This is a genomic window from Bradyrhizobium pachyrhizi, from assembly GCF_001189245.1.
In the GTDB taxonomy this organism is placed as follows: domain Bacteria; phylum Pseudomonadota; class Alphaproteobacteria; order Rhizobiales; family Xanthobacteraceae; genus Bradyrhizobium; species Bradyrhizobium pachyrhizi.
Map to the genome: position 1 here is coordinate 378,472 of NZ_LFIQ01000117.1, position 26,183 is coordinate 404,654.

At 62.9% G+C, this 26,183-nt stretch carries 29 protein-coding genes; 16 read left to right on the plus strand and 13 right to left on the minus strand.

What is annotated here, in order from left to right; genetic code table 11:
• Nucleotides 1–1,134 (minus strand): M20 aminoacylase family protein (locus tag AKL29_RS33540; RefSeq protein ID WP_152977872.1); only part of this gene is annotated, 1,134 nt, incomplete at its 3' end.
• A gap of 195 nt (nucleotides 1,135–1,329) precedes the next feature.
• Here AKL29_RS33540 and AKL29_RS33545 point away from each other — a divergent pair.
• Together AKL29_RS33545 and AKL29_RS33550 are read left to right on the plus strand one after the other, a co-directional pair.
• Nucleotides 1,330–1,788: a T6SS immunity protein Tdi1 domain-containing protein gene (locus AKL29_RS33545; protein ID WP_050387113.1), complete on the plus strand. Its 459-nt coding sequence runs from the start codon at nucleotides 1,330–1,332 to the stop codon at nucleotides 1,786–1,788.
• A gap of 117 nt (nucleotides 1,789–1,905) precedes the next feature.
• The gene (locus tag AKL29_RS33550) at nucleotides 1,906–2,331 is read left to right on the plus strand and encodes a hypothetical protein (protein ID WP_050387114.1); all 426 of its coding nucleotides are present in this window, start codon (nucleotides 1,906–1,908) and stop codon (nucleotides 2,329–2,331) included.
• 43 nt (nucleotides 2,332–2,374) lie between these two features.
• Here AKL29_RS33550 and AKL29_RS33555 read toward each other — a convergent pair whose 3' ends face one another.
• The 3 genes from AKL29_RS33555 to AKL29_RS33560 all read right to left on the minus strand — a co-directional run bounded on the left by AKL29_RS33555 (nucleotide 2,375) and on the right by AKL29_RS33560 (nucleotide 3,930).
• Nucleotides 2,375–2,839, minus strand: coding sequence for a PNPOx family protein (locus AKL29_RS33555; RefSeq protein ID WP_283809434.1), 465 nt, complete (start codon nucleotides 2,837–2,839; stop codon nucleotides 2,375–2,377).
• Nucleotides 2,840–2,848: 9 nt separating this feature from the next.
• Nucleotides 2,849–3,001, minus strand: coding sequence for a hypothetical protein (locus AKL29_RS43050; RefSeq protein ID WP_160321814.1), 153 nt, complete (start codon nucleotides 2,999–3,001; stop codon nucleotides 2,849–2,851).
• 158 nt (nucleotides 3,002–3,159) lie between these two features.
• The gene (locus AKL29_RS33560) at nucleotides 3,160–3,930 is read right to left on the minus strand and encodes an IclR family transcriptional regulator domain-containing protein (RefSeq protein WP_028331683.1); all 771 of its coding nucleotides are present in this window, start codon (nucleotides 3,928–3,930) and stop codon (nucleotides 3,160–3,162) included.
• Nucleotides 3,931–4,100: 170 nt separating this feature from the next.
• On the opposite strand from AKL29_RS33560, the gene AKL29_RS33565 reads away from it, so the two are divergent.
• The 5 genes from AKL29_RS33565 (at nucleotide 4,101) to AKL29_RS33585 (ending at nucleotide 9,323) form a co-directional block, all read left to right on the plus strand.
• Nucleotides 4,101–4,592, plus strand: coding sequence for a MaoC family dehydratase (locus AKL29_RS33565; protein WP_050387116.1), 492 nt, complete (start codon nucleotides 4,101–4,103; stop codon nucleotides 4,590–4,592).
• A gap of 11 nt (nucleotides 4,593–4,603) precedes the next feature.
• Nucleotides 4,604–5,056 carry a MaoC family dehydratase gene (locus AKL29_RS33570; protein WP_028331685.1) on the plus strand — a complete coding sequence of 151 codons (453 nt, stop codon included), beginning with the start codon at nucleotides 4,604–4,606 and terminating at the stop codon, nucleotides 5,054–5,056.
• Between the two features lie 233 nt (nucleotides 5,057–5,289).
• Nucleotides 5,290–6,597, plus strand: coding sequence for an MFS transporter (locus AKL29_RS33575; RefSeq protein WP_050387117.1), 1,308 nt, complete (start codon nucleotides 5,290–5,292; stop codon nucleotides 6,595–6,597).
• 197 nt (nucleotides 6,598–6,794) lie between these two features.
• Nucleotides 6,795–8,414: a GMC family oxidoreductase gene (locus AKL29_RS33580; protein WP_050387118.1), complete on the plus strand. Its 1,620-nt coding sequence runs from the start codon at nucleotides 6,795–6,797 to the stop codon at nucleotides 8,412–8,414.
• 6 nt (nucleotides 8,415–8,420) lie between these two features.
• A complete protein-coding gene (locus AKL29_RS33585; RefSeq protein WP_050387119.1) occupies nucleotides 8,421–9,323 on the plus strand; it encodes an alpha/beta fold hydrolase in 903 nt (300 codons plus the stop codon).
• A gap of 1 nt (nucleotide 9,324) precedes the next feature.
• Here the strand turns inward: AKL29_RS33585 and AKL29_RS33590 are convergent, their stop codons facing one another.
• A complete protein-coding gene (locus AKL29_RS33590; protein ID WP_050387120.1) occupies nucleotides 9,325–10,293 on the minus strand; it encodes a LysR substrate-binding domain-containing protein in 969 nt (322 codons plus the stop codon).
• 109 nt (nucleotides 10,294–10,402) lie between these two features.
• On the opposite strand from AKL29_RS33590, the gene phnA reads away from it, so the two are divergent.
• Nucleotides 10,403–11,635: a phosphonoacetate hydrolase gene (gene phnA, locus AKL29_RS33595; RefSeq protein WP_050387121.1), complete on the plus strand. Its 1,233-nt coding sequence runs from the start codon at nucleotides 10,403–10,405 to the stop codon at nucleotides 11,633–11,635.
• Nucleotides 11,636–11,664: 29 nt separating this feature from the next.
• Nucleotides 11,665–12,966 (plus strand): MFS transporter, encoded by a 1,302-nt coding sequence (locus tag AKL29_RS33600; RefSeq protein WP_080666918.1) that lies wholly within the window; start codon nucleotides 11,665–11,667, stop codon nucleotides 12,964–12,966.
• Nucleotides 12,967–13,232: 266 nt separating this feature from the next.
• Here AKL29_RS33600 and AKL29_RS33605 read toward each other — a convergent pair whose 3' ends face one another.
• The 6 genes from AKL29_RS33605 to AKL29_RS33630 form a co-directional block, all read right to left on the minus strand.
• Nucleotides 13,233–13,742: a DUF2721 domain-containing protein gene (locus AKL29_RS33605; protein WP_244482565.1), complete on the minus strand. Its 510-nt coding sequence runs from the start codon at nucleotides 13,740–13,742 to the stop codon at nucleotides 13,233–13,235.
• A gap of 137 nt (nucleotides 13,743–13,879) precedes the next feature.
• The gene (locus tag AKL29_RS33610; protein WP_050387123.1) at nucleotides 13,880–14,893 is read right to left on the minus strand and encodes a SphA family protein; all 1,014 of its coding nucleotides are present in this window, start codon (nucleotides 14,891–14,893) and stop codon (nucleotides 13,880–13,882) included.
• Nucleotides 14,894–15,100: 207 nt separating this feature from the next.
• On the minus strand, nucleotides 15,101–16,534 hold the full coding sequence (locus AKL29_RS33615; RefSeq protein ID WP_050387124.1) for a DUF1254 domain-containing protein: 1,434 nt from the start codon (nucleotides 16,532–16,534) through the stop codon (nucleotides 15,101–15,103).
• Between the two features lie 92 nt (nucleotides 16,535–16,626).
• Entirely contained in the window at nucleotides 16,627–16,968 is a 342-nt protein-coding gene (locus AKL29_RS33620) for an HdeA/HdeB family chaperone (RefSeq protein WP_028331694.1), read from the minus strand.
• 106 nt (nucleotides 16,969–17,074) lie between these two features.
• Nucleotides 17,075–17,743, minus strand: a complete 669-nt coding sequence (locus AKL29_RS33625) for a hypothetical protein (protein WP_244482571.1) — start codon at nucleotides 17,741–17,743, stop codon at nucleotides 17,075–17,077.
• Between the two features lie 123 nt (nucleotides 17,744–17,866).
• Nucleotides 17,867–18,238: a helix-turn-helix domain-containing protein gene (locus AKL29_RS33630; RefSeq protein ID WP_244482566.1), complete on the minus strand. Its 372-nt coding sequence runs from the start codon at nucleotides 18,236–18,238 to the stop codon at nucleotides 17,867–17,869.
• 229 nt (nucleotides 18,239–18,467) lie between these two features.
• Between AKL29_RS33630 and AKL29_RS33635 the strand changes: the two genes are divergently transcribed.
• The 4 genes from AKL29_RS33635 (at nucleotide 18,468) to AKL29_RS33650 (ending at nucleotide 22,012) form a co-directional block, all read left to right on the plus strand.
• Nucleotides 18,468–19,517 carry an AraC family transcriptional regulator gene (locus AKL29_RS33635; protein ID WP_050387125.1) on the plus strand — a complete coding sequence of 350 codons (1,050 nt, stop codon included), beginning with the start codon at nucleotides 18,468–18,470 and terminating at the stop codon, nucleotides 19,515–19,517.
• A 13-nt stretch (nucleotides 19,518–19,530) separates the two neighbouring features.
• Nucleotides 19,531–20,442, plus strand: coding sequence for a hypothetical protein (locus tag AKL29_RS33640; RefSeq protein ID WP_244482567.1), 912 nt, complete (start codon nucleotides 19,531–19,533; stop codon nucleotides 20,440–20,442).
• A 750-nt stretch (nucleotides 20,443–21,192) separates the two neighbouring features.
• On the plus strand, nucleotides 21,193–21,612 hold the full coding sequence (locus tag AKL29_RS41325; protein ID WP_080666919.1) for a hypothetical protein: 420 nt from the start codon (nucleotides 21,193–21,195) through the stop codon (nucleotides 21,610–21,612).
• A 166-nt stretch (nucleotides 21,613–21,778) separates the two neighbouring features.
• Nucleotides 21,779–22,012 carry a hypothetical protein gene (locus AKL29_RS33650; protein WP_028331701.1) on the plus strand — a complete coding sequence of 78 codons (234 nt, stop codon included), beginning with the start codon at nucleotides 21,779–21,781 and terminating at the stop codon, nucleotides 22,010–22,012.
• A gap of 78 nt (nucleotides 22,013–22,090) precedes the next feature.
• On the opposite strand, the gene cax is transcribed toward AKL29_RS33650, so the two are convergent.
• Nucleotides 22,091–23,194: a calcium/proton exchanger gene (gene cax / locus AKL29_RS33655; RefSeq protein ID WP_028331702.1), complete on the minus strand. Its 1,104-nt coding sequence runs from the start codon at nucleotides 23,192–23,194 to the stop codon at nucleotides 22,091–22,093.
• Between the two features lie 266 nt (nucleotides 23,195–23,460).
• On the opposite strand from cax, the gene AKL29_RS33660 reads away from it, so the two are divergent.
• Nucleotides 23,461–23,967: a Spy/CpxP family protein refolding chaperone gene (locus AKL29_RS33660; protein ID WP_050387126.1), complete on the plus strand. Its 507-nt coding sequence runs from the start codon at nucleotides 23,461–23,463 to the stop codon at nucleotides 23,965–23,967.
• Between the two features lie 188 nt (nucleotides 23,968–24,155).
• On the opposite strand, the gene AKL29_RS33665 is transcribed toward AKL29_RS33660, so the two are convergent.
• Nucleotides 24,156–24,563, minus strand: coding sequence for a GFA family protein (locus tag AKL29_RS33665; protein ID WP_050387127.1), 408 nt, complete (start codon nucleotides 24,561–24,563; stop codon nucleotides 24,156–24,158).
• A gap of 253 nt (nucleotides 24,564–24,816) precedes the next feature.
• Between AKL29_RS33665 and AKL29_RS33670 the strand changes: the two genes are divergently transcribed.
• Nucleotides 24,817–25,770 (plus strand): metallophosphoesterase family protein, encoded by a 954-nt coding sequence (locus AKL29_RS33670; protein WP_050387128.1) that lies wholly within the window; start codon nucleotides 24,817–24,819, stop codon nucleotides 25,768–25,770.
• Between the two features lie 12 nt (nucleotides 25,771–25,782).
• Nucleotides 25,783–26,106, plus strand: coding sequence for a cupredoxin domain-containing protein (locus AKL29_RS33675; RefSeq protein WP_028331706.1), 324 nt, complete (start codon nucleotides 25,783–25,785; stop codon nucleotides 26,104–26,106).
• The last annotated feature ends 77 nt before the right edge of the window (nucleotides 26,107–26,183 follow it).

Here is a 26,183-nt window from a genome sequence, read left to right on the forward strand (position 1 = left end):
CGACGTACCGAAGACGATCGCCTCGTCGTTGAAATTGTAGGCAGGGTGATGCAGGCCGGCGCTGTCGCCATTGCCGCAGAAGATGAAGGCGCCGGGTCGCGCTTCCAGCATGTAGGAAAAATCCTCGGCGCCCATCAGCGGCGGCATCTCGTGCACGTTGGACGCGCCCGCGACCTCACGCGCGATGCGGCTCGCAAATTCGGTCTGCGCCTCATGGTTGACGGTGACGGGGTAGCCGCGTTCATAGGTCAGATCGATCTTGGCGCCGGTCATCTTCGCAACGCCGTCGACCACCTCGCGCACGCGCTTCTCGATGAGGTCGCGCACCTCGCGGGTCAGCGTGCGCACAGTGCCGCGCAGCTCCGCGGTCTGCGGGATCACGTTGCGGGCGTTGCCGGCGTGGAATTCGCACATCGAGATCACGGCGGAGTCGAGCGGATCGACGGTGCGCGCGACGATCTGCTGCAAAGCGGTGACGAGCTGCGCGCCGACCAGCACGGAATGGATGCACTTGTGCGGCCGCGCCGCATGGCCGCCGAGCCCTTCGATCTTGATGTCGATCGCATCGGTCGCGGCCATGATCGGGCCGGTGCGGATCGCGAACGAGCCGATCGGAATCCCCGGACCGTTGTGCATGCCGTAGACCTGCTCGATGCCGAAGCGGTCCATCAGGCCGTCCTTGATCATCGCCGCCGCACCGGCACCGCCCTCCTCGGCCGGCTGGAAGATCACGACGGCGTCGCCGGCGAAATTGCGCGTCTCGGCGAGATAGCGCGCCGCCCCCAGCAGCATCGCGGTGTGGCCGTCATGGCCGCAGGCGTGCATCTTGCCCGGCGTCTTCGAGGCGTAGGGCAAATTGGTCTGTTCGTGGATCGGCAACGCATCCATGTCGGCACGCAGGCCGATCACCTTGACGTCGCCCTTGGCCGGCCCCTTCTTGCCCTTGATGACCCCGACCACGCCGGTCTTGCCGAGCCCGGTCGCGACCTCGTCGCAGCCGAACTCGCGCAACCGGTCGGCGACGAATGATGCAGTGCGGTGCACATCGTAGAGCAACTCGGGGTTTTCATGGATGTCGCGGCGCCAGGCCTGGATATCGGGTTGCAGATCGGCGACGCGGTTCACGATGGGCATGAGAATTCTGGCCTCAGAGGTTGGACGTAAGTCATCTCTAGCATGCAAGAGCCGGTCCACCCAAACAGATGTGGCATGCTCCGGATTGGGTCCGGCGGCACGGCAAATGCAGAGCCGGCCGACCGGAAATCGTCGAAAGCGCGTTGCCGTGCATTCCGGCTTGTCGCAGTGCGACCGGGCATTCATGATCCTGGGATGGAACAAGACCGCTCAGACTTCCTTCCGGTTGAAATCACGCTCGCCCAACTCGCAGCCTGGTCGGATATCTTGCCTGCCGGGTGCCGCGTCCTGGGAGCCAACCTGTTCCTGGACGTATTCTTGGGGGATGCGGGAGCCATTTACATGCTGGAACTGTCGGCGGGCTCGATCAACAAGATTGCCGACTCGGAGGAAGCGTTCCGCCAACGTTGCGTTGATGATGCAGATGACTGGCTGTTGCGCGCATTGGTCGATCGGTGCCGCTCGGCAGGACTGATTCTTGACCCTTCCCGGCGCTACGCCTTCACGACACTCCCCCTGTTCGGCGGCGAATACACGGTCGACAATATATGGATGTGCTCCTGTCGAGACTGGCTCGCCTTTACAGCAAAGATCTACTCGGAGACCAAAGACTTGCCGGACGGGTCTACCGTCAGAATCGTTGTCACCGACTGACCCGACGCAAACGAACGCATCCGACCAAAGCCTAATAGTGCGAGAAATATCCGGCGCGGATACTACCCCAGGTTTTCCGCACCGAAATCCTCTCGCCTTCCAACAGGGAGCGGCTACATGACGCCGGATCAGGCGGTGTTGTTTTCCACCATCATCCTGCTGGTGCCGATGGGATACTTCCTGCTGGCGGCGCCGGCGTTCCTGCTTGTGAAGCTCGACGTCCCACCGGTCACCCGGCTGCTGCGCGGCATGTTCAACGCCTACTTCCTGGTGCTGGCGGTCGCCGGCGTGATCGGCACGCTCGCCTTTGCCACGGCCGGCCGGTTCGCCGTTGCGCTCGGCATCGCCTTGATCGCGGGGTTCGCGGTGCTGGCGCGGCAATGGTTTCTGCGGCGGCTCGATGCCGAGGCAGACGCGCGAGACGCCGGCGATCCGACCGCGGTGCGGCGGCTGCGCCAGCTGCATTGGGGCGGCATGCTGTGCAACGCGGTGCAGGTGTTCGCTCTGGTCGGCAGCATCCCCTACATGGCGCCGCTGCCCTGATCGCGGTTTGCTCGCTCGTCCGGCTGCGGTTCCCGGCTGTCCGCTATGCGTCACGTTTCCGATGCGGATCGTACTTCGACAGGACGTCCTTGAGGTAGTCCCGGCTTTTCCATTCCGGTGCGGGCGGCTCGTACCCGGGCCGAGGCACATACAGATTCGCCGGTACGTCCGCTGAGGCGCCCATCAGGTCCGGAACGTAGCGCGGGCAATTTGGAAAGATCTCGCATTTGACGCGCACGACGACCTTCGCGCCATGATGCCCGGCAAGCGCCTCCGCGCTATCGTGGATCGTTGCCTTGCCTCGGATGCGCGTGCGAAACGTCTTGCCGTCGAGCCGTACAAACAGCAACCCGATGTTCGGGTTGCGGTGAATATTGCCGAGCGTGCGATACATGTTGTTGCCGTCGTATTCAGGGAATTCAAGCGTATCGGGCCCGGTGATCTTCACGAAGCCGGGATCGCCGGACCGCATCGAGCAATCGACGTTGTCCTGATAGCTGGTCGCGATGAAAAAGAATCATGTCTCCTCGATGAGCTTGCGGTCCTGTTCCCAGAATTCGAAATGCAGGCGATGCTTCTCGAGGCCGTCGGCGACACGACGACCGTCGAAGCGGTCCTGCAACTCACGCATTCCGTCGTGATAGAAAGGGGCGCGGACTGGGTCGGCCACAGGAATCCTCCGGCAAGTTGAGCAATCGACGTTGACGTAGCCGGGATTTTCCTTGGCAGTTCACCCGGCCAGCAAGGCGAAAGACTATTCATTCGGCATGGGCGTGGAAAGCCATCCAGGTCCGGAGCGGGTGAAAAGGCGTCGATGACGGCCGTTCCCTACCCTGATGTCAGCATCTGGCTGCGGATCTCCTGCGCGGTGCGGCGCAGCGGCAGCAGGAATTTCTTGCGCGCGCCGGCTTCGCTCACCGTCCCCGAGATCGTGTTGACGCTGAGCGCGGCGACCACCGCGCCCGCGGGATCGCGCAAAGGCACCGCGATGCCGCAGATCGCCGGATCGAGCTCACCATCGATCCAGGCATAGCCGTCGCTCTCCACCCGCGCGAGCAACTCGCCAAGACGCTCCGGATCGGTGACCGTGCGCGGCGTGACCTGCCTGAAGCCCCCGGTCGCGAGATAAGCCTCGCGGGTGCCGGGCGGCAGCGCCGCGAGCATGACGCGGCCGAGCGAAACCAGATGCGCGGGCAGCCGGCTGCCGACGCCGAGATTGGCGGAAAGAATCCGCCGCGCCGGCAGGCGCAGCGCATAGACGATCTCATCCTCGTCGAGCACCGCCATCGCACAGGACTCGCCGATCTCGTTGCGCAGGTTTTCCAGCGCACGCTGCGCATGACCCCAGTATGGCAGCGCGTTGAGATAAGACAGCCCGAGCCCGAGCGCGCGCGGCCGCAGGCTGAAATAGCGTCCGTCGGAGGCGCAATATTTCAGCGCGATCAGGGTCGCGAGGATACGCCGCGCGGTGGCGCGGTTGAGGCCGGCAGTATCGGCAGCCTCCGCCAGCGTGTGCCGCCCCGGCGGCTTGCCGAGTGCCTCGATGATCGAGAAGCCGCGCGCAATCGCGCGCACGAAGCCGTCACTCTCTTTGCTCATGGCGGGCGCCTAGCTGGTTCCGTCATCGCGCTCACGACATCGCAGCCCGCATGGCTGCCTGCACATGACGCGACCCTGCGCGCTTGTCAGGGGCTCCCGACCGCGCTAGCGTCAATTCATACAGCGAATGAATTGTTCGCCTGGCGAACCAAATAGCAGGAGGATGCACGATGGCGCAAGCGGAAAGTTCTGCGGCCACCCCGTTCGAAACCGATTTCTGGAAAGACGCGAAGCTGCGCAAGGTGTGGGACGACATCGTGCCCGGCGAGCCGCGCAAGACGCTGCCCTACAAGCTCACGCAGGAAGCGATCGCGCTGTACTGCCGCGCGGTCGGCGAGACCAATCCGCTCTATCTGGACGAAGCAGCCGCGAAGGCCGGGCCCTATGGCGGGCTGATCGCGCCGCCCGCGATCCATATCCTCTTGATGTTCGCCTGCACGCCGGCCGACGACTGGATGCGCTCGCCGGGCACCGTCAATGCCGGACAGTCGTGGAGCTACAGCATCCCGGCCCGCCCCGGCGACACCATCACCCTGCAGGCTCGCGCGCTCGACAAGTTCATTAAGCGCGAGCGGCTGTTCGTGGTGCACGACAACGTCTTCTTCAACCAGCATGGCGACGTGATCTGCTCGGGTCGCGGCCAGACCATCCGTCCGATGTAAGGAGGATCACCATGACCACGGCGAATTTCGAATCTCTCAAGGCCGGCGACACCATCGACGGCCCGGCATTCGCGGTTTCGCGCGAATCGATCCGCCTGTTCTGCGATGCATCGCTCGACTACAACCCGCTGCATCTCGACGACAACTACATGAAGGGCGATTTCGGCAAGACCAATTTCGGCGGCATCATCATGCACGGCATGAACAATTTCGGCCTGATCTCGCGCATGCTGACCGACTGGGCGCTTCCGGCCGGCGCGATCCATCGCAGGCTCGAGACGCGCTGGCTGAAGCCGGTGAAGCCCGGCGACACCATCCGCCCGGCCGGCACCGTCAAAGCCAAGCAGATATCGGCCAAATCGCGCTGGGTATTGGTCGACGTCGCCGTACAGAACCAGCGCGGCGAGACGGTCGCAGCCGGCGAAGCGATGCTGGAGTTTCCGCCGAACGCGAAGGCGGGCTAGCGGGACGCAACTCGGGGGCTCCCACTTCGCCTCTCCTCCGTGCGGGGAGAGGCCGGAACGCACCGTCAGATGCGCTCCGGGTGAGGGGGAGCCTCCGCGGACACAGCTATCGCCGCATTATGCGGAGGCAGCCCCTCACCCCAGCCCTCTCCCCGTAAGGACGGGGCGAGGGAGCGTAGCGCCGTCGCGGCGCGACCCCACTCAACAATCAAAAGAATTATTCGGAGGTTTCGATGCAGGATGCGGCCCATTCGCGGCTCTATGGACGGATCGCCTGGCGCCTGATCCCGTTCCTGCTGGCGTGCTACACGGTTGCGATCATCGATCGCTTCAACATCGGCTTTGCCAAGCTGCAATTCCTGCACGACCTGCAGATCGACGACGCCGTGTTCGGGCTTGCCGCCGGCATCTTCTCGGTCGGCTATGTCGCGCTCGAAGTGCCGAGCAATCTCCTGCTGGTCAAGGTCGGCGTCCGCAAGACGCTGCTGCGGATCATGGTGCTGTGGGGCGCAGTCACCGTGCTGCTCGCGCTGGTGCAGAACCAGTATCACCTCTATCTGCTGCGCTTCCTGCTCGGCGCCGCCGAGGGCGGGTTCTTCCCCGGCATCCTGTATTATCTGACGCTGTGGTTCCCGGATCGCGTGCGCGGCCGCATGACGAGCCTGTTCGTGATGGCGGTGCCGCTCGGCGGCGTCATTGCAGGACCGTTGTCGGGCCTGATCATGGACCACATGCAGGGCGTCCATGGCCTGCATGGCTGGCAGTGGCTGTTCATCCTCGAAGGCGGGCCGGCCGTGCTGCTCGGCATCGCCGCCTATTTCTACCTCGCCGACGGACCGCAGGTCGCGAGCTGGCTGAACGCCGACGAGCGACGGCAGGTCGCAAGCGACCTCGCCCGCGACCGCGCCGCCGTTCCCGGCACCACGCGGAGCTTCGCGGCGGCGCTGCGCGAGCCGCGCGTCTATCTGCTCTCCTTCATCTACTTCGCGTTCTTCTGCTCGCTCAACACCATCCTGTTGTGGACCCCGACGCTGCTGAAACGCGTCGGCGTGGCGACCACCACCGAGATCGGCTGGCTGAGCGGCGCGATCTCGGTTGCGTCCGCGATCGGCATGGTGGCGATCGGCTACAGTTCCGACCGCACACAGGAACGGCGCTGGCACGTGGTCTGCTGCGGCCTCGTTGCGGCGACCTGCTTCATCGCCTTGCAGGCCGCGCAAGACAGCGTGCTCCTGACCGTGACGCTGCTTGCCGTCGCCTCGATCGGCATCTTCGCGATCCTGTCGCTGTTCTGGACGATTCCGAACGCGATGCTGGAGGGCAGCGCCGCGGCCGGCGGCATCGCGCTGATCTCAGCGATCGGCTCGTTCGGCGGCGCGGTCTGCCCTGCCCTGATCGGCTGGATGAATGTCGCGACCGGGAGCATCTACGCACCGCTCGCCCTCGTCGGCGCCCTGCTCGGCATCGGCATGCTGACGCTGATCGTCTGCGTTCCCCGCGCGAGACATGAGGTCACACTGGCCGAACCGAGCCGCCCCTGAGCATCCAGCGCACGCCCGGCGCGTTCCGCCGGGCTTGTGTCGGCCTGCTGCGTCTGGATAGAACCCGGTTCTGACTCTGTCAGAACCGAGGTCTATTTTCTTGTATTGACGCGTTTTCTTCACGCGAACCGGGCTCCACTTCGCTCGAAAACGCTATAGAAGGGGCCCAACAAAAGACGCTTGCCGGGAACGAGGACATGCCGCGAAGGCTCGAGGGTGATTTCGACTACATTATCGTCGGCGCAGGCACGGCGGGCTGCATCATGGCCAACCGCCTGTCGGCCGATCCGAAGAAGCGCGTGCTGCTGCTGGAAGCCGGCGGCAAGGACAACTGGATCTGGTTTCATATCCCGGTCGGCTATCTCTTCGCGATCGGCAATCCGCGATCGGACTGGATGTTCAAGACCGAGGCCGAGCCCGGCCTCAACGGCCGCGCGCTCGCCTACCCGCGCGGCAAGGTGATCGGCGGCTCCTCCGCGATCAACGCCATGATCTCGATGCGCGGCCAGGCCGCGGACTACGACCACTGGCGGCAGCTCGGCCTCACCGGCTGGAGCTACAGCGACGTGCTGCCGGCGTTCAGGCGGCTGGAGGATCACTTTCTCGGCGAAAGCGAGCATCATGGTGTCGGCGGCGGCTGGCGCATCGAGGCGCCGCGACTGTCGTGGCAGATCCTCGACGCGGTCGGCGATGCCGCCGAGGAGATGGGCATCAAGCGCATCCCGGATTTCAACACCGGCGACAACGAGGGCACCAGCTACTTCCACGTCAACCAGAAGCGCGGCCGGCGCTGGTCGTCGGCGCGCGGCTTCCTCAAACCGGTGCTGAACCGCAGCAATCTCAGGCTCGAAACCGACGTGCTGGTCGACCGCCTGGTCATCGAGAGCGGCCGCGCCGCCGGCGTGCTGTTCCGCCAGGGCAATGAGACCGTGGAGGCGCGCGCCAGGGGTGAGGTGATCCTCTGCGCCGGTTCGATCGGAACCACGCAGGTGCTGCAACGCTCCGGCATCGGTCCGTCCGAATGGCTCTCGCCGCTCGGCATCGACATCGTGCTCGACGTACAGGGCATCGGCCATAACCTGCAGGATCATCTGCAGCAGCGCGCGATCTACAAGGTCTCCGGCGTGCGTACGCTGAACGAAACCTATTACAATCTGGTTCGCCGCGGCCTGATGGGCCTCGACTACGCATTTCGCCGCCGCGGGCCGCTGACCATGGCGCCGTCGCAGCTCGGCATCTTCACGCGCTCGGACGCGACGCGCTCGCGCGCCAACATCCAGTTCCACGTGCAGCCGCTGTCACTCGACAAGTTCGGTGATCCGCTGCACCGCTTCCCCGCGATCACGGTGAGCGCCTGCAATCTGCAGCCGAGCTCGCGCGGCACCGTGCGCATCAAATCGTCCGCACCCGACGACAAGCCGTCGATCGCGCCGAATTATCTGTCGACCGACGACGACCGCCAGGTCGCGGCCGACGCCATCCGCACCACGCGCAGACTGATGAAGCAGAAGGCGCTGGAGAAATATCATCCCGAGGAATTCCTGCCCGGCCCCTCGGTCGGCGACGACGATGCCTCGCTCGCCAAGGCTGCCGGCGACATCGGCACCACGATCTTCCATCCCGTCGGCACCGCGAAGATGGGAACGGCCAACGATCCGATGGCCGTGGTCGACGAGCGGCTCCGCTTCTACGGCCTGCACGGCCTGCGCATCGCGGATGCCTCCGTGATGCCGACCATCACATCGGGCAATACTAACACGCCGACGGCGATGATCGCCGAAAAGGCCGCGGCGATGATCCTGCAGGATGCGCGATAGCAGAACATGACCGAGCCGCAGCGTCTCTTTGTTGGCGATGACGGCGCGAACATCGCAGTGTCGCGATGGGGCGAGCCTGCGTCGGACAAGCCGCCGGCACTGCTGCAGCACGGCACAGGCTTTGTCGCGGAGGTGTGGACCGAGGTCGCAGAGGCGCTAGCGGCCGATTACACCGTCTACGCGCTCGACCGCCGCGGCCACGGCCTGAGCCACAAGCCGCCGGCCGATCGCTATCACTTCCGGGATTTTGCCGAAGACGTCCGCATGGTGGTGGAGCGCCTCGACCTCCATGACATCTACGGCATCGGTCACAGTGCCGGCGCAACCGACCTGCTGCTCGCAGCCAGACTGATGCCCGGTCGCTTCGCGCGCCTGCATGTCACGGAGCCAACCGCGATGGATCCGCGCGCGCCGCGCGCCGGCGGCCTCAGCGAGATCGCGAACGGCTCGGTGCAGGGCGTGCTGCGCCGCCGGGCCGAGTTCGACAACGCCGACGACCTGTTCCGGCGGCTGCGCGCCGCGCCGACCTTCGCAACATGGACCGAACCATCGTTGCGGGCCTATGTCCATCACGGCTTCGCAAAGCTCGACGACGGCAGCGTGCGCTTGCACTGCACGCCCGAAATCGAATCCGCGATGCTGCTGCCGATCTTCCAGGCCATGGAGCAGATCTATACCGGCGATGGCCGCGGCAATCCGTTCCCGTGGTTCTCCGACATCGCCTGCCCGGTCTGCATCGCGACCGCCGAACAGTCATGGCCGATCTACAAGGAGATGGCAGGCCGCGCCGCGGCGCTGATCCCGCATGCGAGCCGCTGGACGTTCGACGGCGTCGGACATTGCGTCGCGCAGGAAGCGCCGGAGCTGATGGTGGCAGCGCTCAGGGCTTTTGCAACACGAACCGGCTAGATCAACGGCTGCGCCTGGAGCTCGATTTCGCCGGACGTGGACATTCTCCGGTCCGCTGTGTTGCGCGCGGCGCCTTGGCTTGCGATCGCGCTTCCTGAACCAGCCAGTCCCTGAACTTCTGTGTCGCGGGATCGACGCTGCCGGCCGCGCCATAGCAGAAATAGCATTCACCCGGAAAGTTCAGCTCCGGGAACGGACTTGCCAGATCATGGCTCGCGATCGCCTCTCGCAGGACGTTCTGCGGCGCTACCACCGATCCAAGTCCATCCTTGACTGCCTGTATTGCCACAAACAGGTGATCGAAGCGGTGACCGCCGGCCACGAACGCATCGGTGATGCCCACGTGCTTCAACCATGCCGCCCATTCCTGGGGCCGGGTCATCGACTCGATCAGATGATGGCTTTTGACGTCGGCGGCCTTTGCGAGCGGCTTCCGCGCCAGCAGTTTCGGCGACGTCAATACCGCCAGGTCCTCGCGAAACAGCAGGGCGCGCTCGCTGAGACGCGAGGAAGTCACCGCCGCCTCCCCGCGCGTCACGACAAGGTCATGGGCCGAGAAATTCGGCAGCTGCCCCGTCATCCTGGTTGATACCCACACATCTGTGCGGGGGTTTTGGGCGCGATAGCGATTGACGCGCGGCAGCAGCCAGTACATCGCAAAGGTCGCCGGCGCCTCAATCGTGACCGTGCGGCGCTCGCGCTGGCGCTGCACATAGGCGCAGGCACCGGCAATATCCTCCAGCGCACGCCCCACCTCGCGCGACAGCACAAGGCCGAAGGGTGTGAGAACCAGCCGTCGGCCCTCCAGCGTGAACAGCGCCTGTCCCAGCCAGCGTTCGAGCAACTTGACCTGCTTGCTGACCGCGCTGTGGGTGACGCCGAGCGCGTCCGCAGCGGCGCCGACCCCGCCGGTCTCCGCGACGACGGCGAACGTCCGGAGCGACACCAGTGGAAGATCGCGCAGCTTCATGGGAATGGAAGTTACATGAACCGGTAAATTATTCAATTTTTATTCCGACCGCCGCTTCCTAGGATCGCTCCGAAGCCGCTTATCGGCCCTGGCCGGACAAGGAGCCATCATGATCGAAGTCAACGGGCGGACCTACAGCAAGCCCACACGCCCCACCGTCGTTATCTGCCTCGACGGATGCGACCCGCGCTATCTCAATTTCCCCAACGCGAGGGAGGTCTTCCCCAATATTTCGCGGATGATGCGAAGCGGGTTCGCGGCCCTCGCCGATGCCGCGATGCCGACCTTCACCAATCCGAACAACGTCTCGATCGTGACCGGCGCGCCGCCGGCGGTTCATGGCATCTCCGGAAACTATTATCTCGATCGCGAGACCGGCAAGGAAATCATGATCGTCGATGCAATGCCGATGCGGGCGACGACCATCCTCGCCGAGATGTCGCGCGCCGGCGTTCGCGTCGCTGCGGTGACCGCCAAGGACAAGCTGCGCAAGATGCTCGGCCACCGGATGGAAGGCGGAATTTGCTTCTCGTCGGAGAAAGCCGGAAGCGCGACCATGGCGGAGAACGGCATTGCGGATGTCGAAGCCCTGGTCGGGCGGCCGACGCCCGACATGTACAGCCCCGACCTGTCGCTGTTCGTCCTTGACGCCGGCATCAAGCTTCTTGAGCAAGATCGCGCCGAGCTGCTCTATCTCTCGCTGTCCGATCTGGTTCAGCACGCGCACGGTCCGGGCGAGGCGGCAGCGGATTTCTTTCACCGCGCCGTCGACCAGAAGGTGGGCCGCATCGCCGAGCTTGGCGCCGTGGTCGGGCTGATTGCCGATCACGGGATGAACGACAAGGCGAACACGGACGGAACCCCGCGCGTGATCTTCCTCGAGGACGAGCTGAACCGGCGCTTCGGCCCACGTGCGGCGCGGGTGATCTGTCCGATCACCGATCCGTTCGTGAAGCATCATGGCGCGCTTGGCTCCTTCGTTCGCGTCTACCTGCGTAAGGGGCTCGACCTCGCCGAGGTCATGGAGGCGTCGGCGGCCATTCCGGGAATTGCGCTCGTGCTCGACGGGCCGAGCGCCGCGAGCCGCTACCAAATGCCGCTCGACCGCGAAGGGGATTTCGTCACGATCGGCGACACCCACACGACAATCGGCTCGACGCGGGCGGAGCACGATCTCAGCGGACTCGACGGCCACCGCCTCCGGTCGCATGGCGGACTGAGCGAGCAGATCGTGCCGTTCATCCTGTCGCACCAGCTGAACGATGCCTATCGCAAGCTCGCGAAGACCAGGCGCATGCGCAACTTCGACATCTTCGAGTTTGCGCTGAACGGCGCGCAATAAATCAAAACAAAAGCACAGGAGGACACGCCATGCTCGATACTGGGCAGGCCTTTGCACGGGCGCTCGCAACCGAAACGGCTGCGGCGCAGATGTATCGGCGCTACAAATGGACGGCGCTGCTCGGCGTCTCCTTTTGCTACCTCTTCTACTACCTCGGACGCCAAACCTTTGGCTTTGCCATCCCTGGCATTCAGAGGGAGCTCGGACTATCCAAGGAGATGCTCGGGTGGGTCAGCGCATCGATGCTGTGGGCCTACGCGCTCGGCCAGTCGATCAACGGCAATCTCGGCGACAAATGGGGTGGCCGCGTCATGATGCTCGCCGGCGCGGTCCTCTCGTTCGCGGCGAATTGGGCGACGAGCCTGTCAGGCGGCTTCGTCGCCCTGCTGCTGGCGTGGGGCCTCAACGGATATTTCCAGGCGATGGGATTCGCGCCGGGCAGCCGGCTGCTCTCGAACTGGTGGGGACACCGGCATCGCGGCTTCGTCTATTCATTCTATGTCGGCATGTCCGGATTTTCGTCGGTCCTCGCCTATTTCGTGCCGATCATCATTCTCGGCACGCTCGGGCTCGACTGGCGGTGGATCTTCCGGCTGTCGGTGTTCCTGATGTTGTTCGGCGCCGTCGTCATGTTCCTCGTGGTGCGCGAGCGGCCCGAGGATCTCGGCCTCAAAGGGCCCGCCGACGAGAAGTCGCCCGATGAGGCGGACGGCGACAGCGAGGTCGACACCAAGACCAGCGGCGCGCGCTATCGCGCGGTGCTCTCGAACTGGCGGCTCTATGCAACGGGCCTGTCGATCGGATTTCAGAACGCCGCGCGATACGCCCTGCTGGTCTGGGTCCCCGTCCATTTCCTCGGGCCAAACTGGAAATCGGCTGCGACGGTCATCGATCCGGTCTGGATTACCGTCGCACTGCCGGTCGGGATGGCGCTTGGCGCGTCGACCAACAGCTGGATTTCGGATGTTCTGTTTAGATCACGGCGTTATCTCGCGATCATCTCCTACATGGTGATGGCCGCGATCATCGCGCTCGCGATGGAGCTCGTGCCACACGGCAGCCTGGTCGGGATCGCGGGCCTGTTCCTGTGCGGCTTCTTCGTGTTCGGCCCGGCGTCGTCGTTCTGGGCGCTATGTCCCGACATCTTCGGCCGTCGCCTGGCCGGAACCGCAACCGGCGTCCTCAATTTCATTTCGTACGCCTGCGCCGGGATTGGCGAGCCGTTGATCGGGCGATTCATGGATCACACCGGCAATACGGCGATCATCTTTCCGACCGTCGCATGCCTGTGCGCAGCGAGCGCCGTCTCGGCGCTGCTCATCAGGCGATAGGGGCTGAACGCCCGCCAAAAAGAAAATCGCCGTCCCATTGCGGGGACGGCGCAGGCTGCTCACGCAGTGCCAAAACGGCTAGTGCTTGCCGTAGTTCTCGGCGTGATGCCGGCTCGCCTCGGTGTGGTGGTACTGGGCATGGGGCCGTTCATCTATGTCGCGGGTCGATTCCATGTTGCGGCACGCATAGTCGCATCCGTCGGAAGCGGCAACGCCCTCATCGGCTTCCGCGCGCGCGCGTTAAGGCGTGAATGTATCAATTGCATCTAGCCGTAGTGATCGAGCTCGCTCAGGGCAATTCGGACCTCTCGCGCGAAATCGACCAACGACACGATGAAAGCCACAACGGAGACAATGAAGAGGATGGCGACGCCCCGCTCGTGTTGGATGTGAAGGAACGCACTCACAAAGCCGACGACGATGACAATGCTGATCGAGATGCTTCCCATGATAGACCAGAAGATCGCACGATTGATCATGGTGGCACGCCGAGCAAGACGCGGCAGGTCTGCCTTGAGCCGGCATCTCTCCTGATCCTGATCCGAAATTTGGTTCAGGTAAATCGATCTGTCGATGATCCGGTTCAGGCGGGAAATCAGCACCGCGATAAAGGCCGCCAATGCGCCGAGCAGAAATGCGGGCGCCGCCGCTTGAGAAATCACCTGAGAGAGCTGACCGACCGACGGCGTATCCGGTAACATCGACTCCACTTTCGGGTTAGCGCGGCTGAAATCAATCGGCCGAGCATTGGCAACCTGGGCCGTGCGGCCTGACAATCACGACGCCCGCGTATCGAACCGGCGTCGGCGAAAATTGCCGGGCGGCGTCCGAACGGCGGGCATCGGCAGCCACCGGCACGGTTGCGGCCCATAGTGGCGTGATCTCGGCACAATCGAAGGCGCCAGCAGCGCTGCTATTTTGTCGCGACCCGTCGGGTCGGCGTCACGGTGCTGGTCGGCGCCATCGGAGAGATCGAGAACGTCAACCAGGTGTTCCAGCCGGCCGGGCGATTCTCTGCTGCAAATTCTCCATACCCTTTGAGATTCAGATAACCCTGCATGTCACCTACGGGAAACAGGAAGCCGATCTGCGGACCAACGCCAAGCACGCGGGACCGGAAGCCTCCCAGGAGAGGGTGCTGGCCGAAATCGTCGGTGATCTGCTGATAGGCATATCCAACCAGGCCAACGAAAACCTGCTTCGACAGGAACTGGGAGGCGCCCCAATCCAGATGGAAGTCGACCCCGTTCTGGTACTGGGTATCCGGATTCTTGAAATTGTAGGTGAAGCCCGCGACCGCGGAAAATTCGTGGCCCGCCTGCTGGTTGAAGTAGGTGTAGCCGCCGCCGGCATCGATGGCCGCGTGACCGATGCCGAGATTGGCAAGGCTGCTCGGGCTGTATGCTCCGACCGGGATGTCTCCTGTTACATAGCTCATGAAATTGTGCACCCCGGCGTTCCACTTCAGCGTCGCCTGCGGGTAGAGGTCGCCAACTGATGTGATCGAATCGCCGAAGCTGCCGGTGCGGGTTGTCGCCAGCGGACCGACGGCCGCCGTCAGCGTCCCCGCAAGATCCGCGCTCGACCGTCCGAACAGCCCGGTCACGCCGATGGCAAGTTGGCCACCCAGCACCGGCGTTGCGAACGTATAAGTGGGATTGAGAAGGATGAGATCCGCCTGCGCGTTGAGATGCAGATTTAGATCGACGTTTGCCGCGGCGGGGATTCTGCCGACCTGGATTTCCCTGGCGGCCGCGGCATTGCCGAATGCACTTACGCTGGTGTGATAGTAGACCTCCGCCATCGACCAGCCGGGGACCTGCGGGGTCGCAGCGAGGCTGCCGAAGCGGCCGGGAAGCCAATATGAGACGCCGGCCTCGTCGGCACGCGCGGCTTCAGACGAGCATGATGCCACGATCATTGTCATGGCGATGCCGACATCCCTGAGTGTCTTGCCTCGCCCGTTTGGTTGCCGCCTCTTCGAAAGATCATGACGCCGCATTTCGCACCCACCCCACCTTTGGCGCATCGCAGAACGATCTGGTCCGGCTTGCGCGAGCGTACGATTCGCGACCGCAAATCGAAGCACGTTGGTTCGTGCCGGCCCCGGCGGAGCCGGCACGAAGCCGGGTTCTCAAGCCCCGACCTTCTTGACGGCAGGAACCGTCCAGGTGCCGTTGATGATCGACGGGTCGGTTTCCTGCGGCCAGTACATGCGCAGCATGAGTATGAAATCTCCCTCCGGCGCGGGGAGCCAGTTGGATTCCTTGTCTTTGCCGGGCGAGTCCTTCTGAATGTAGAGATCGGTCGAGCCGTCCGGATTCTCCTTCAGGTTTTCCCGCGCACTGATCGAATATCGGTTGAGCGGATTGTTCACGAAGAAGTAGCTGCTGTCGTACATCGTGAGCGACCAGAATCCCTCGGCCGGAGGCAGGTGGCCTTTGGGAAACCGCATGACGTACTTGTTCGCACCATTGTACTTGCGGTCGTCCGCATCCTTTTGCGAGGTCGGGTAGACCGCATCCTGCGGACGATTGGCACCAAGCCCAATCGCGGTCACCAGGGCTCGCATCAGGTAGTCGGTGCCGTAGATGCCGGTTTTCGTCGTGAACGCAAAGCCGTTCTCGTCCTTGACCGCCTTGTTGACCTTGAACTGAAGCATGATCCTGTCGAACGACACCTCCGGAACGCGCTTCAGAAAGTCCGCCTTCAGCTTGCTCTCGTCGAAATCCTGTCCGGGAACGATGCCGATGCGAGCAAATTTGGCGAGCTGGGGCGCGTCTGCTACATATGGCGGATTGGCTTTCATCAGCTCGCACAGCAGCTTGAAATATGACACCGCGTCCATGCGATTGACCTGCTCACGGACAGCCGTCTTCATGTCGATCGACGGATCGACCTTTCCCGGAGGCGGCGTGTACGGCTTGCCGTAGGCACTGAGCGGAACGAGCTTGCACTCGTCCTGCAGCTTGTGGACGGCGGCGTAGTCCTCCGGCGTTCCGGTGCAATAGATGCGGCCGAGCAGCCACACGATGTTGGTGGGCGATTTGTACTCCTTCACGCCGTCCGGCAGCGTGCCCTTCCAGCCGGGCCCGGTGATGGCATAGGTTTGTGCGCCGGTGCCGGTGGTGCGCTTCCCCGGCACCTGGAACACCGTGGTCCAGCCATCCAGCATCGGCATCAGGAAATAGCGCCCTTTCATGTCCGGGATGCTGAGGACCCACGGTTCCTTCCCGACGTCGAGGAAGGACGTGGTGTAGAGCGTGTCCGCGTTGGGCGCAGTGACATCGCGGAACGACGCGTCCGGATACTGGCGCAGCTTGATGATATGGCCCATCGGCCCTCGCGTGCCTACAGGCTCCGCGACGTTGGTGATGATCCTCCGCGTCATCTCCATCGTCACCAACGGATAGCCGAATATGTAGGCGTCGCTCGCGAGCCAGAAGTCTTCAAGGCCCTGGCCGACACCCAGGAAAGCCCCCTCCTCGGCGACGGCTGGTCGACCGATCGCCGCTCCGGTGAGCAGACCCATTCCGCCAAGCGCAAGATTGCGACGAGTGATGTCCATGGTTCTCTCCTTGTGTCAAAATCGAATGATCTTCAAACGATCGCCAGGCTGCTCCGAGGTTGGCCTGTCGTGAAAGGTGTCCGATCGCGCAACTACGGCTGCATCCTGATCCCGAGCGCCGCTCTCATATCCTTGAAGACTACTGCGATCGCCTCGATGATGAGCTGGTCGGGATGAGCCTTGCAGTGCTGGATCACCTCGTGCTCGGCCTCACGGGACTTTTTGATATCGAGGTAATGCTTGCGCGCGAGGCCGTTGTACCAGCCGCTGTACCAGGCAGTGAGAAGATCGGCGTCTCCTTGCCACGTTCCGGCGAGCTGTGCGCATGTCAGCTTCTGAACATCCAGATAGCCTTCGGCATTGGCGTAAGCGCTGAGGTCGGTCTGCGCATGCGCTGATTGAATGCCGGCGATGATCAGCGATGCTGCAATCATAGCGGTTCGTCCCACGATCCTCTCCTGTGAGCTCGTATGTTCGGCTTTAAATCGGGCCGACCTTGCATGGTCGGCCCGGAGGCTGCGACGTGGCCGGTCGCGTTGCTCAGTAGCAAGGCGGATACGGATAGAACCCGCACCGCGGGGCGTAATAGGGATAAGCAGCCGCGGCGCCAAGGGCGGCTGCACCTGCGACTGCAGCGCCGCGATAATAAGCCCCTCGCCACGCGGTTCGACGGGCAACGCCGGCAAAGGACAGCGGCGTGAATGGGCGACCGATGATGTCGATGAAGATCGACGCCGGTCCATCAGCTCCCGCAAGGTCACCTTCGAGCAGATCGACATCGAAAGTCAGCTTGTCGCCGTCGAGCTTGGGCGATTTCAGGACGACGACGGCGTCGGCTACCGACGATCCGTCTTTCCTGAACCCGGACACGGTGGCGTTTGGAGGATCCTTCGCGAAATTGTCGGTGCCATTGCCCCAATCCTCGACAATTCGCGATGTGAGATCGTGACCGGCTGCCCGCACGGGCCGATCGGCGAACACGATCGCATTCGATGAAACCCCAGTCAGCACGAGTTTGCCGTCCTTCAAGCTCGCACCGCGCGAATTGAGGACGAACAGCGATGGCACGACTTCCGGCTTTGCCTGACCGATCGACTTCTCAAGCGGGACGTGCGGTTTGGTCTCGGGTGCAGATTGGGAAAGCACCTTATGGGGAGCGGCAATCAATCCGGCGACGCAGAATACCAGCAGAGCTGAGCGAAGGGTCATGGTTGTTATCTCCTTTGGCGCCCTTGGGGGAGCGCCGCAATTATTTCGGCAATCAGCTTCGCTACGCATTTCGCGCCAATTCGGATCGCGCGTCTTGCCATTTCGCGCCAATGATACAACTTCTCATCGCCCGGCGGCGTGAGATCTCTTGCGATGGTTCGCCCCACTCGGCCGATCGGAAAGTTGCTGCTGCCTGTAGGCGATGGGTTGGATTTTCATCAAACGCACGAAAGTGCGGCTGAAGCTGCTGGCATTACTGTATCCCACGAATTTTGCGATTTCCGACAGGCGCTTGCTTGAGTCCCCGAGCAGGCGGCAGGCGATGTCCAGGCGAACTTCGGCGAGCATTTCGCTGTGGCTGGTGCCCAGGCGACCAAGGTGCCGCTGCAACGTGCGCGAGCTGATCTTGAGGGTGTGAGCGGTACTATCCAGAGTTGCGTCACCGTGTCGCAGCGACGCGACAATGGCCGCGCGGACCGCCTGGGCTGAAGGCAATCGGACAGCTCTCATCGGTTGGTTTGAGGCGTGAGGCCCGTGCTCCTGCAAGAGAAACGACGCATCAGGATAGAGCAGCTTCGGGGATCAATCTGGCCATCAGCCGCCAAAATTCTCGTCAAGCGAAATTCGCGAATGCGTGTCGCGTCGGCTGCTCGATAAAGACAACGCAAGAGGAGTTCCGGTCTGCTAAGCTGCAATCGCGGCAAAACTTCTTGGGCAGGTAGTAATGACCGTCATTCCATTGATCCGTTGTCAATTTTTGATCCCATTCGCTGAGCTTCATTCCGAAACTGGCGGGCCTACGGCGGCACTCCTCGCCAAATTTCAGCTTCCGACGTCTTTTGAAGAGAAAGCGGATCATTATGTACCTTTGCTGCCGGCTGTTCGGTTCGCGACGGCCGCTCAGCAAAAGCAGGGCCTGTCAGAAATCGCCTTTCGCGCAGCCCAGCGAACCTCGTTTGAACATTTGAGCGAAGCCATGCGCGCGCGCGTGCGCCATGCGCCGACCCTGTTGGTTGCCTTGCAGCAAACCTGCCGGTGGGCACCGTGCGAGGATACGATCCTCCAACTATGGCTCGAGCCAAGCGGCGAGAACTTGAAGATTTGCAGCAAGCTCATTGGAACGGAGGGCATTTCCCATCTTGAGATATCCCAGTGGCTTCAAAACATATTCGTGCTGCACATCGTCCGTCAGTTCGCCGGGGCGAACTGGTCTCCAAAGGTGATTGCATTTGAAGCGCCCTATACGCCGAGCCCGGAGGTCCGGTCGCATTGGCCGAACACGCGGTTCCTGTCAGGTCAGAAGGCCTCATGGATCGAGGTGCCGGTAAAACTCCTCAGTCTTGCAAATCCCTCAAATGACTTTCGGCCGGCGCCGTCCGATCACGAGCCGCAGTCATTCGGCAAGGACGTCGTCAGCGCATTGAGGCTGAGCTTGCCCTCCTACCTTGACCAAGGAGGCCTCACGATAACGCAGGCGGCCGAGATGATGGGAGTGAGCACCAGGAGTTTGCAACGGAGGCTTTCGCTCGCTGGGCTGACATATTCGGGTCTGGTTGAGCAGGCTCGCTTCAACAATGCGGCCAAGCTTTTGGGCGCCACTGAAATCAAGATCATCGACGTGGCACTCTCATCGGGCTATGCCGACCCGGCTCATTTTACGCGTGCCTTCCGCCGGATCTCCGGCTGCACCCCGCGGGAGTTTCGGGTGAGATCGAGGAACGGACAAGCTGCGATCGATCAGCGCGCCTCCCTGCCCAATGACAATCGCGCCTAGGAAGGTTTTCGCCTTGAACGCGCCGCTACGTAACAGCGCAGGGCGCTCGGCCTTCGGATTGATCCTGAGGGCGGCGTCATGCGCGGTGCTTATCATCCCGGTTGCCAAGGCCCTTGCCGCAAATGATGACGGCGTTGCCAATGCTTCGGTGCCGAACATCTACCTCGACCTCAGAACGATCTACGCACAGGTACCGGCGGGGTCGCTCGCGTTCGGCTTTGGACATCCGACGCTGTTCAATACTCAAACGCTTGCGGCATCGGGGAGCGCGGTCTTTCCGGCCGGCGTGCCAGCCGCGAAATCTCTCAACATGGATTTTCCGCTAACGGTCGATGTCACCGATAGCGTGTCGCTCTATGCCGGCGTCTCCGGCAGTTCGACGAACTTCGGGAGTACCGGCTTTTCGTCCTTTCAGGTCACAAGCTGGAATATCGGCTTCCAGGCGGACCTTTATCAGCAGAACGGCGGGACCTTTCCTACCGTGACGCTGCAATCGACCATCACACAGTCGATTCCCAATGGCCCGCTGGGCACAACCTCCTTCAACAACATTCTCGAATTCGACTATGCGCTCGATTCCGATGAAACCCGAGGCTTCCTCGGCGGTGTCCAATACACCCGAACCGACGCCGGCAGTGCGCTGGGGAGGATCAATCCGAACACGATTGCTTATGTCGGCGGCTACTATCAATGGCCGAACGATTGGAAATTTACCGGCCGCGTGGGCGTGCAATCCTTCGAGGGCGCGCAACTTATGAACGTCGCCTCGATTCAGCCTTTCGCGCAACCGATCGTGCGGCTAGATCTCGACCGCATGGACGATAATGACAACCGATTGTTTGGCCTCACAGCCGAAATCATGTGGGTGCCGAAGCCCGCCTATCAACTGACGTTCAGAACGCCTCTGTATGCCGTCAAGAACTAGCCGGCGTCCCGGCGCACGAGCAAGCAAGCACCGAGACCATCCGACGAGGGTGCAAACGCCCCCCCCCCGGCCGGACGGGCAGATCTGCCTCGTGTCGCCTTGGCTGTGTCCTCTGCGGCCATCACCGGGTCGGCCATCGGCCCGTCGGCATGCGGCGCCAATCGATGCAGTGACACGGCCAAACAGTCATGGCGTCGGCCGTCACCTCGAAAAGCGAAGCACGCCGATGGCAACCGATCGTCAGGCTATCATTGTTCGTCGAACAGCTTCGCCGAGGAGACCGGCGCGCGTTCCGGCTGGATCGTCAGCCGATAGGCGATCAGGTTGGTGCCATCGAATGCCTCGAGCAAGTAGTCGCAAACGGGACAGTGATACTCACCTTTGGCGCCAGGTTCTGACCATAGCTCCAACCGCCGGAAACCTGCGCCACAGCACGCGCACGTTACATCCGCTTTCCGCACGTTGATCCTCTTGGCTGCGTTCTGCAGGACGTAAAAACACCAGGTGAACTCGGCAAAGAAACGATGGCTGTCGCCTGACTGAGGCGAAAGCAAATGCCATGGAACTCACGTTCGCATTCCAGGCAAGATGCTACGCGGCAAAGTACAGATTGTGCCTGGGGTTGATGACAGCTGCCTGACCCTTTTCGAACGCGCGCCCTGCTGCATTCCGTTGATCTACGTCAATCTCGCGAGGCGAAATTGTCGCAGTGTCGCCGCTCGCAATATTGTCCGATAGGGAGGACACGCCATGCTTCGTTGTATCCTCGCCGCTCTGGCGGCTCTGGTTCTCGTCGCTGTCTGCCTGATTCCTGATGACGCCTATGCCCGTCGCGGAGGAGGCGGCGGCTTCCGCGGCGGCGGAGGCGGCTTTCACGGCGGCGGGATGCGTGGCGGTGGCATGCATGTAGGCGGCGGACGAGTTCACGGTGGAGGATATCGCGTTGCAGGGCGTCCGGGCTATCCCGGTCGACCGATTGCAGGGCGCCCCGGCCGCCCGGTCGCCGGCTATCCCGGCTACGGCAGAGGCTACTATCGGCCGGGCTGGGGTTATGGTGCTGCTGCCGTCGGCGCTGCAGCCGCAGCCGGCGCGTATGGCGCCTATGGCTACTACGGCAACCAAGGCTGCTACTACAATGAATACGGGCAAATGGTCTGCCCGCAGTATTGATCCGGCTGAGCCGCAATGGATGGACATGCGGTTGCACCGCACCGGCTCGCTGTCGAGTTCCGGTCAGGCATCGGCATTTCCATGTTGAATGGATCGACCGCAAAGGGACGCCACGATCGCCATCGTGGCGGTCCCTTGAATTTCGCTTTTCCAGGGAGACGGCTCGATGGAGTACGACGCCTTCACCGACGCGAGCCTTAAGATGATGTACGAGGCTGTTCGCGGCGCGCTCGAAGCCGACGATGAGTTCGAGGCAAACGGTGAAGATCCAAAATTCCGGGTCCGGTCGACGGCCGAATGGAAGCGGCATGCCAGCAATCTTGAGGCCGAGATTCTGAAACGGGGGCTCCAGATCGACATTATCGACTGGACGCGCGGTCAGAGCGAGCTACCGCTGTAAAGCCATCAGGGGTCCGCGTGAACGCGACGAGGAACACGCGCCCTCGTCCGGATCGGTGCCGGCAACGCTCGCCGCTGGTCAAACCGGGCCGTGCGATCCCGGTGGCACCATGTACAGGGTCATGGCGAAAATCGCATAGATGAGCACGAGCAAGGCACCGATAAACCATGCCGACCGTCCGCTGTTGGTGATGAAGCAGGAAGTCACGGAGGCGATCATGACCATCGTCACGGCCCCCGGCCAAAACTGCAAATCCATCGGCTTCGGACCGACGACGTAGCTCAGAAGCACCAGCGCCGGCGCGACGAACAAGGCGATTTGAGACGCGCTGCCGAGCGCGATGCTGACGCTCATATCGAGACGGTTCTTGCGCGCCGCAGAAAACGCGACCGCCATTTCTGCCGCGGCGCCGACCAGCGCGACGATGATGAAACCGACGAACGCCGGGCTCAATCCGAGCGTCTCGCCCGCTTTCTGCACCGAGCTCACGAATATTTCGCTGACCAGTGCAACCAGCACCGTGACGACGAGAAGGGTACCTAACGCAAGTCCGATCGGCCAGCCGGCGCCGCCGGTTTCGCCATGCTCCTCGCTTGCGAACAGCTCCTTGTGTGTCTTGAGCGAGAACAGCAAGCCGAGCCCATAGGCGCATATCAGCAGCACAGCGAGGCCCGTACTGAGAGCCAGCGCCATGGCCTCGCCGCGCGCCGGATCGAGGTCGGCAACAGCCGAGGGCGCAAGCAGCGCAATCGTGGCCATCAGCAGCAGCGCTGCGTACATCCTCCCGCCGGCCCGATTATACTCCTGAACGTGATGGCGGAGCCCGCCGAGCAGGAATGATGCGCCGAGCATAAAGAGTGAATTGGTGACGATGGCACCGGCGATCGATGCCTTGACCAGCATGTACTCTCCGGCATGCAGCGCAGCGATCGCGATGATCAGCTCGGTCAGATTGCCCAAAGTTGCGTTGAGCAGGCCTCCGACTGCATCGCCGGTCTTCTCTGCGACGCTCTCCGTCGCGTGGCTGAGCAGGGCGGCCAACGGCACGATGGCCAGAACAGCGAGCACAAACAGCGCGGTGTGGGCGGACGGAGCCGCCGTCTCGACCGCCAGCACGATCGGTACGAAGACCAGCATCCAGAGCAGTGGATTATGTCGAATTTCCTTGAGCAGATGGTGCATGGTACCGCCCGGTCGAAACGAGGTCGACGGCAGTTTCTGAACACTGCGATCCGCTGAACCTTGATCTAGCTCAATCCGGCGCCACCGTCGCGCCGGTCACGGGTTGAGCCGACAAGCCGATCCGGAGCCTCACGGAATTTCCCGAACGGTCAGAAGCGCGTCCATATTTTCCGGCTCCCTCTCCCGTTTGACCTAGATCAACCCGTGGCCGACATGATTGTGGTTGCTCTCGCGGACATCCTTGATGACCAGCTCAGGAGCTCACAATGACGAGGAACGCAGCTGTCGCAGCGATTGCATTCTTGGTGACGACCTCGTCTCTCGCTTTTGCAGCAGAGACATCCACGACAGTCGGAGCCGCGCAACCCAGTGCAGCCGATCTGAAGAGCCTGACGGACATGCGTGTCGGCATCGTCAAGGCTGCCCTGCAGCTGACACCCGATCAGGAGAAATACTGGCCGGCCATCGAGGATGCCATCCGTGCGCGAGCGAAAAACCGGCAGGCTCGGTTGGAGCGAATTGCCGAACTCCAGGACAACGGACCGATGGAGGCCCTTGGCGGAAGCAATCCGGTCGAAATGATGCAACGCAGAGCCGACCGGCTGATTCAGCGCGGGACCGATCTCAAGAAGCTCTCCGATGCCTGGGAGCCGCTCTACAAGACATTGAGCGATGATCAGAAGCGAAGGATGGCATTCGTGTCGTTCGCCATCATGCGCGGCGTACGAAACGCGATCGAGCAGCGTGGCGGTCCGGACGACGAGGACGAATAAGGCCAACCCGACTCAAGCGAACAGCCCGCGCTGGTTGGTGCGTGAAATGGACGCCCGACCAACGCGAGCGTCACGCGCACCTGCCAAAAAGAAAACGCCGTATTGCAACCGTCCATCTATGTTGCGGCGATTCCATGTCGTGGCGCGCATAGTCGCTTCGCCGGAAAGCACCGCGTTCATCAACCCGGTCATTCCGGCGGCGGAAAGCGGTCGAAGGTCGGCAGCTCATGCGCATCCACCATCCAGCGCAGCCGCTCCGCGACCTGGATATGCATCGTGGCCGGCACCGCATCGGGATCGTCATAGGTGCCGCTCTGGATGTCGATGAACCCGGGCAGCATGTTGCGATTGGTATAGAAAAGTCCGCTGCCGCATTTCGCGCAGAAGTGCCGCCGGCCGTGCTCCGAGGATCGGTAGATCCTGGGCTGCCCCTTGGTCACCTTGACCATGTCCTCGGCAACCATGACCCAGCCGACCATCGGTGCGCCGGCGTGGCGCCGGCAATCGGTGCAGTGACACAAAGCATGGACGACCGGTTCGCCGGTCACCTCGTAACGGATCTCGCCGCAGTGACAGCCGCCGGTGACGTCAGCCATGTTTTCCTCCGCTCGATCAGTGGGTTGTCGGGCGGGTCGATAACGTCGCAAGCACCAACGCTTCAATTGCGCATCTTGCCCTTGCGTCGAGCTGTCGCGCGGTCCCCTGCGCCCGCCGATCATGGCGGGCCGGCGTCGCACCTCACGAAATCGTCATCCCTGCCATCGGCCCCGCCCAGGCCTCGGGAATAAAGCCCCACCCCCGCCGATCACCTCCCCGGAAACCCAATCCCTGGGCCCACGGGAGACTGCCATGAGCGGACACGATCACGACCATCGCCATGAGGAAAAAGGCGTCAGCCGACGCAAGGTGCTCGAATGCATGACCTGGGCCGGCACCGGCGTGCTGTGGACCGTCACCGGCGGCGTGCCGCATTCGCTCGGCATCGTCGGCTCGGCCGCGGCTGCGGAAGCTGCACCCGGCATGACCTTCATGCAGATCAGCGACAGCCATGTCGGCTTCGACAAGCCGGCGAACCCGAACGCCATCGGCACGCTGGAAGAGGCCATCAACAAGGTCCGGGCGATGCAGGTCAAGCCATCCTTCATGATCCACACCGGCGACATCACCCATCTGTCGAAGGCGTCCGAATTCGATGACGCCGATCGCATCATCTCGCAGGCCAAGCTCGACGTGCACTACGTGCCGGGCGAGCACGATTTCATAGACGAGGAGGTCAAGCTCTACAAGGAGCGCTACGGCCGCGGCACCAAGGGTCCGGGCTACTATTCCTTCGATGCCGGCGGCGTGCATTTCATCGGCCTCGTCAACGTCGTCGACCTCAAGGGCGGCGGCCTCGGCAATCTCGGCAACGAGCAGCTCGAATGGCTGGAGAACGACCTCAAGGGCCGCTCGAAGTCGACGCCGATCGTGCTGTTCGCCCACATCCCGCTGTGGACGGTCTATCCGCAATGGGGCTGGGGCACCGAGGACGGCGCCCGTGCGCTGGAATACGTCAAGGGCTTCGGCTCGGTCACCGTGCTCAACGGCCACATCCACCAGGTGATGCAGAAGGTCGAGGGCAACGTCACCTTCCACACCGCGCGTTCGACCGCCTTCCCGCAGCCGGCGCCGGGCTCCGCCCCCTCGCCCGGCCCGATGAAGGTGGAGGATGCCAAGCTGCGCAGCATGCTCGGCGTCGCCAGCATCAACTTCAAGCAGAACAGCCAGCCGCTGGCGATCATCGACACACCGCTGCAAGGCTGAGGGACAAGACCGATGAGTTCGATCAATCGACGCGACTTCGGGATCGCCGTGGTCGCGACCATGCTGCTGCCGGTCACGGCGGCCCGCGCCGAAGATACCGCGGTTCACATCGACAACTTCTCGTTCACCCCGCCCCAGCTTGAGGTGAAGGTCGGCACCACCGTGACCTGGACCAACCGCGACGACATCCCGCACACCGTGGTGTGTGCGGGAAAATTCCGCTCCAAGACCATGGATACCGACGGCACCTTCTCGTTCACCTTCACGGAGCCCGGCGAGTACAAGTATTTCTGCTCGCTGCATCCGCACATGACAGGCAGTGTCAAGGTTGGGTAACGTGACAACCCATACAATCACAACCATGCCCGGCCGGTGGCCCTCCGCTCCCGGCCGGGCACGAGCCGTCTCTCGAC

Coding starts and splice junctions, on each gene's coding strand:
- AKL29_RS33545 (WP_050387113.1), top strand. CDS start 1,330: ATGGAACAAGACCGCTCAGACTTCCTTCCGGTTGAAATCACGCTCGCC.
- AKL29_RS33550 (WP_050387114.1), top strand. CDS start 1,906: ATGACGCCGGATCAGGCGGTGTTGTTTTCCACCATCATCCTGCTGGTG.
- AKL29_RS33560 (WP_028331683.1), bottom strand. CDS start 3,930: ATGAGCAAAGAGAGTGACGGCTTCGTGCGCGCGATTGCGCGCGGCTTC.
- AKL29_RS33565 (WP_050387116.1), top strand. CDS start 4,101: ATGGCGCAAGCGGAAAGTTCTGCGGCCACCCCGTTCGAAACCGATTTC.
- AKL29_RS33570 (WP_028331685.1), top strand. CDS start 4,604: ATGACCACGGCGAATTTCGAATCTCTCAAGGCCGGCGACACCATCGAC.
- AKL29_RS33575 (WP_050387117.1), top strand. CDS start 5,290: ATGCAGGATGCGGCCCATTCGCGGCTCTATGGACGGATCGCCTGGCGC.
- AKL29_RS33580 (WP_050387118.1), top strand. CDS start 6,795: ATGCCGCGAAGGCTCGAGGGTGATTTCGACTACATTATCGTCGGCGCA.
- AKL29_RS33585 (WP_050387119.1), top strand. CDS start 8,421: ATGACCGAGCCGCAGCGTCTCTTTGTTGGCGATGACGGCGCGAACATC.
- AKL29_RS33590 (WP_050387120.1), bottom strand. CDS start 10,293: ATGAAGCTGCGCGATCTTCCACTGGTGTCGCTCCGGACGTTCGCCGTC.
- phnA (WP_050387121.1), top strand. CDS start 10,403: ATGATCGAAGTCAACGGGCGGACCTACAGCAAGCCCACACGCCCCACC.
- AKL29_RS33600 (WP_080666918.1), top strand. CDS start 11,665: ATGCTCGATACTGGGCAGGCCTTTGCACGGGCGCTCGCAACCGAAACG.
- AKL29_RS33610 (WP_050387123.1), bottom strand. CDS start 14,893: ATGACAATGATCGTGGCATCATGCTCGTCTGAAGCCGCGCGTGCCGAC.
- AKL29_RS33615 (WP_050387124.1), bottom strand. CDS start 16,534: ATGGACATCACTCGTCGCAATCTTGCGCTTGGCGGAATGGGTCTGCTC.
- AKL29_RS33620 (WP_028331694.1), bottom strand. CDS start 16,968: ATGATTGCAGCATCGCTGATCATCGCCGGCATTCAATCAGCGCATGCG.
- AKL29_RS33625 (WP_244482571.1), bottom strand. CDS start 17,743: ATGACCCTTCGCTCAGCTCTGCTGGTATTCTGCGTCGCCGGATTGATT.
- AKL29_RS33635 (WP_050387125.1), top strand. CDS start 18,468: ATGACCGTCATTCCATTGATCCGTTGTCAATTTTTGATCCCATTCGCT.
- AKL29_RS41325 (WP_080666919.1), top strand. CDS start 21,193: ATGCTTCGTTGTATCCTCGCCGCTCTGGCGGCTCTGGTTCTCGTCGCT.
- AKL29_RS33650 (WP_028331701.1), top strand. CDS start 21,779: ATGGAGTACGACGCCTTCACCGACGCGAGCCTTAAGATGATGTACGAG.
- cax (WP_028331702.1), bottom strand. CDS start 23,194: ATGCACCATCTGCTCAAGGAAATTCGACATAATCCACTGCTCTGGATG.
- AKL29_RS33660 (WP_050387126.1), top strand. CDS start 23,461: ATGACGAGGAACGCAGCTGTCGCAGCGATTGCATTCTTGGTGACGACC.
- AKL29_RS33665 (WP_050387127.1), bottom strand. CDS start 24,563: ATGGCTGACGTCACCGGCGGCTGTCACTGCGGCGAGATCCGTTACGAG.
- AKL29_RS33670 (WP_050387128.1), top strand. CDS start 24,817: ATGAGCGGACACGATCACGACCATCGCCATGAGGAAAAAGGCGTCAGC.
- AKL29_RS33675 (WP_028331706.1), top strand. CDS start 25,783: ATGAGTTCGATCAATCGACGCGACTTCGGGATCGCCGTGGTCGCGACC.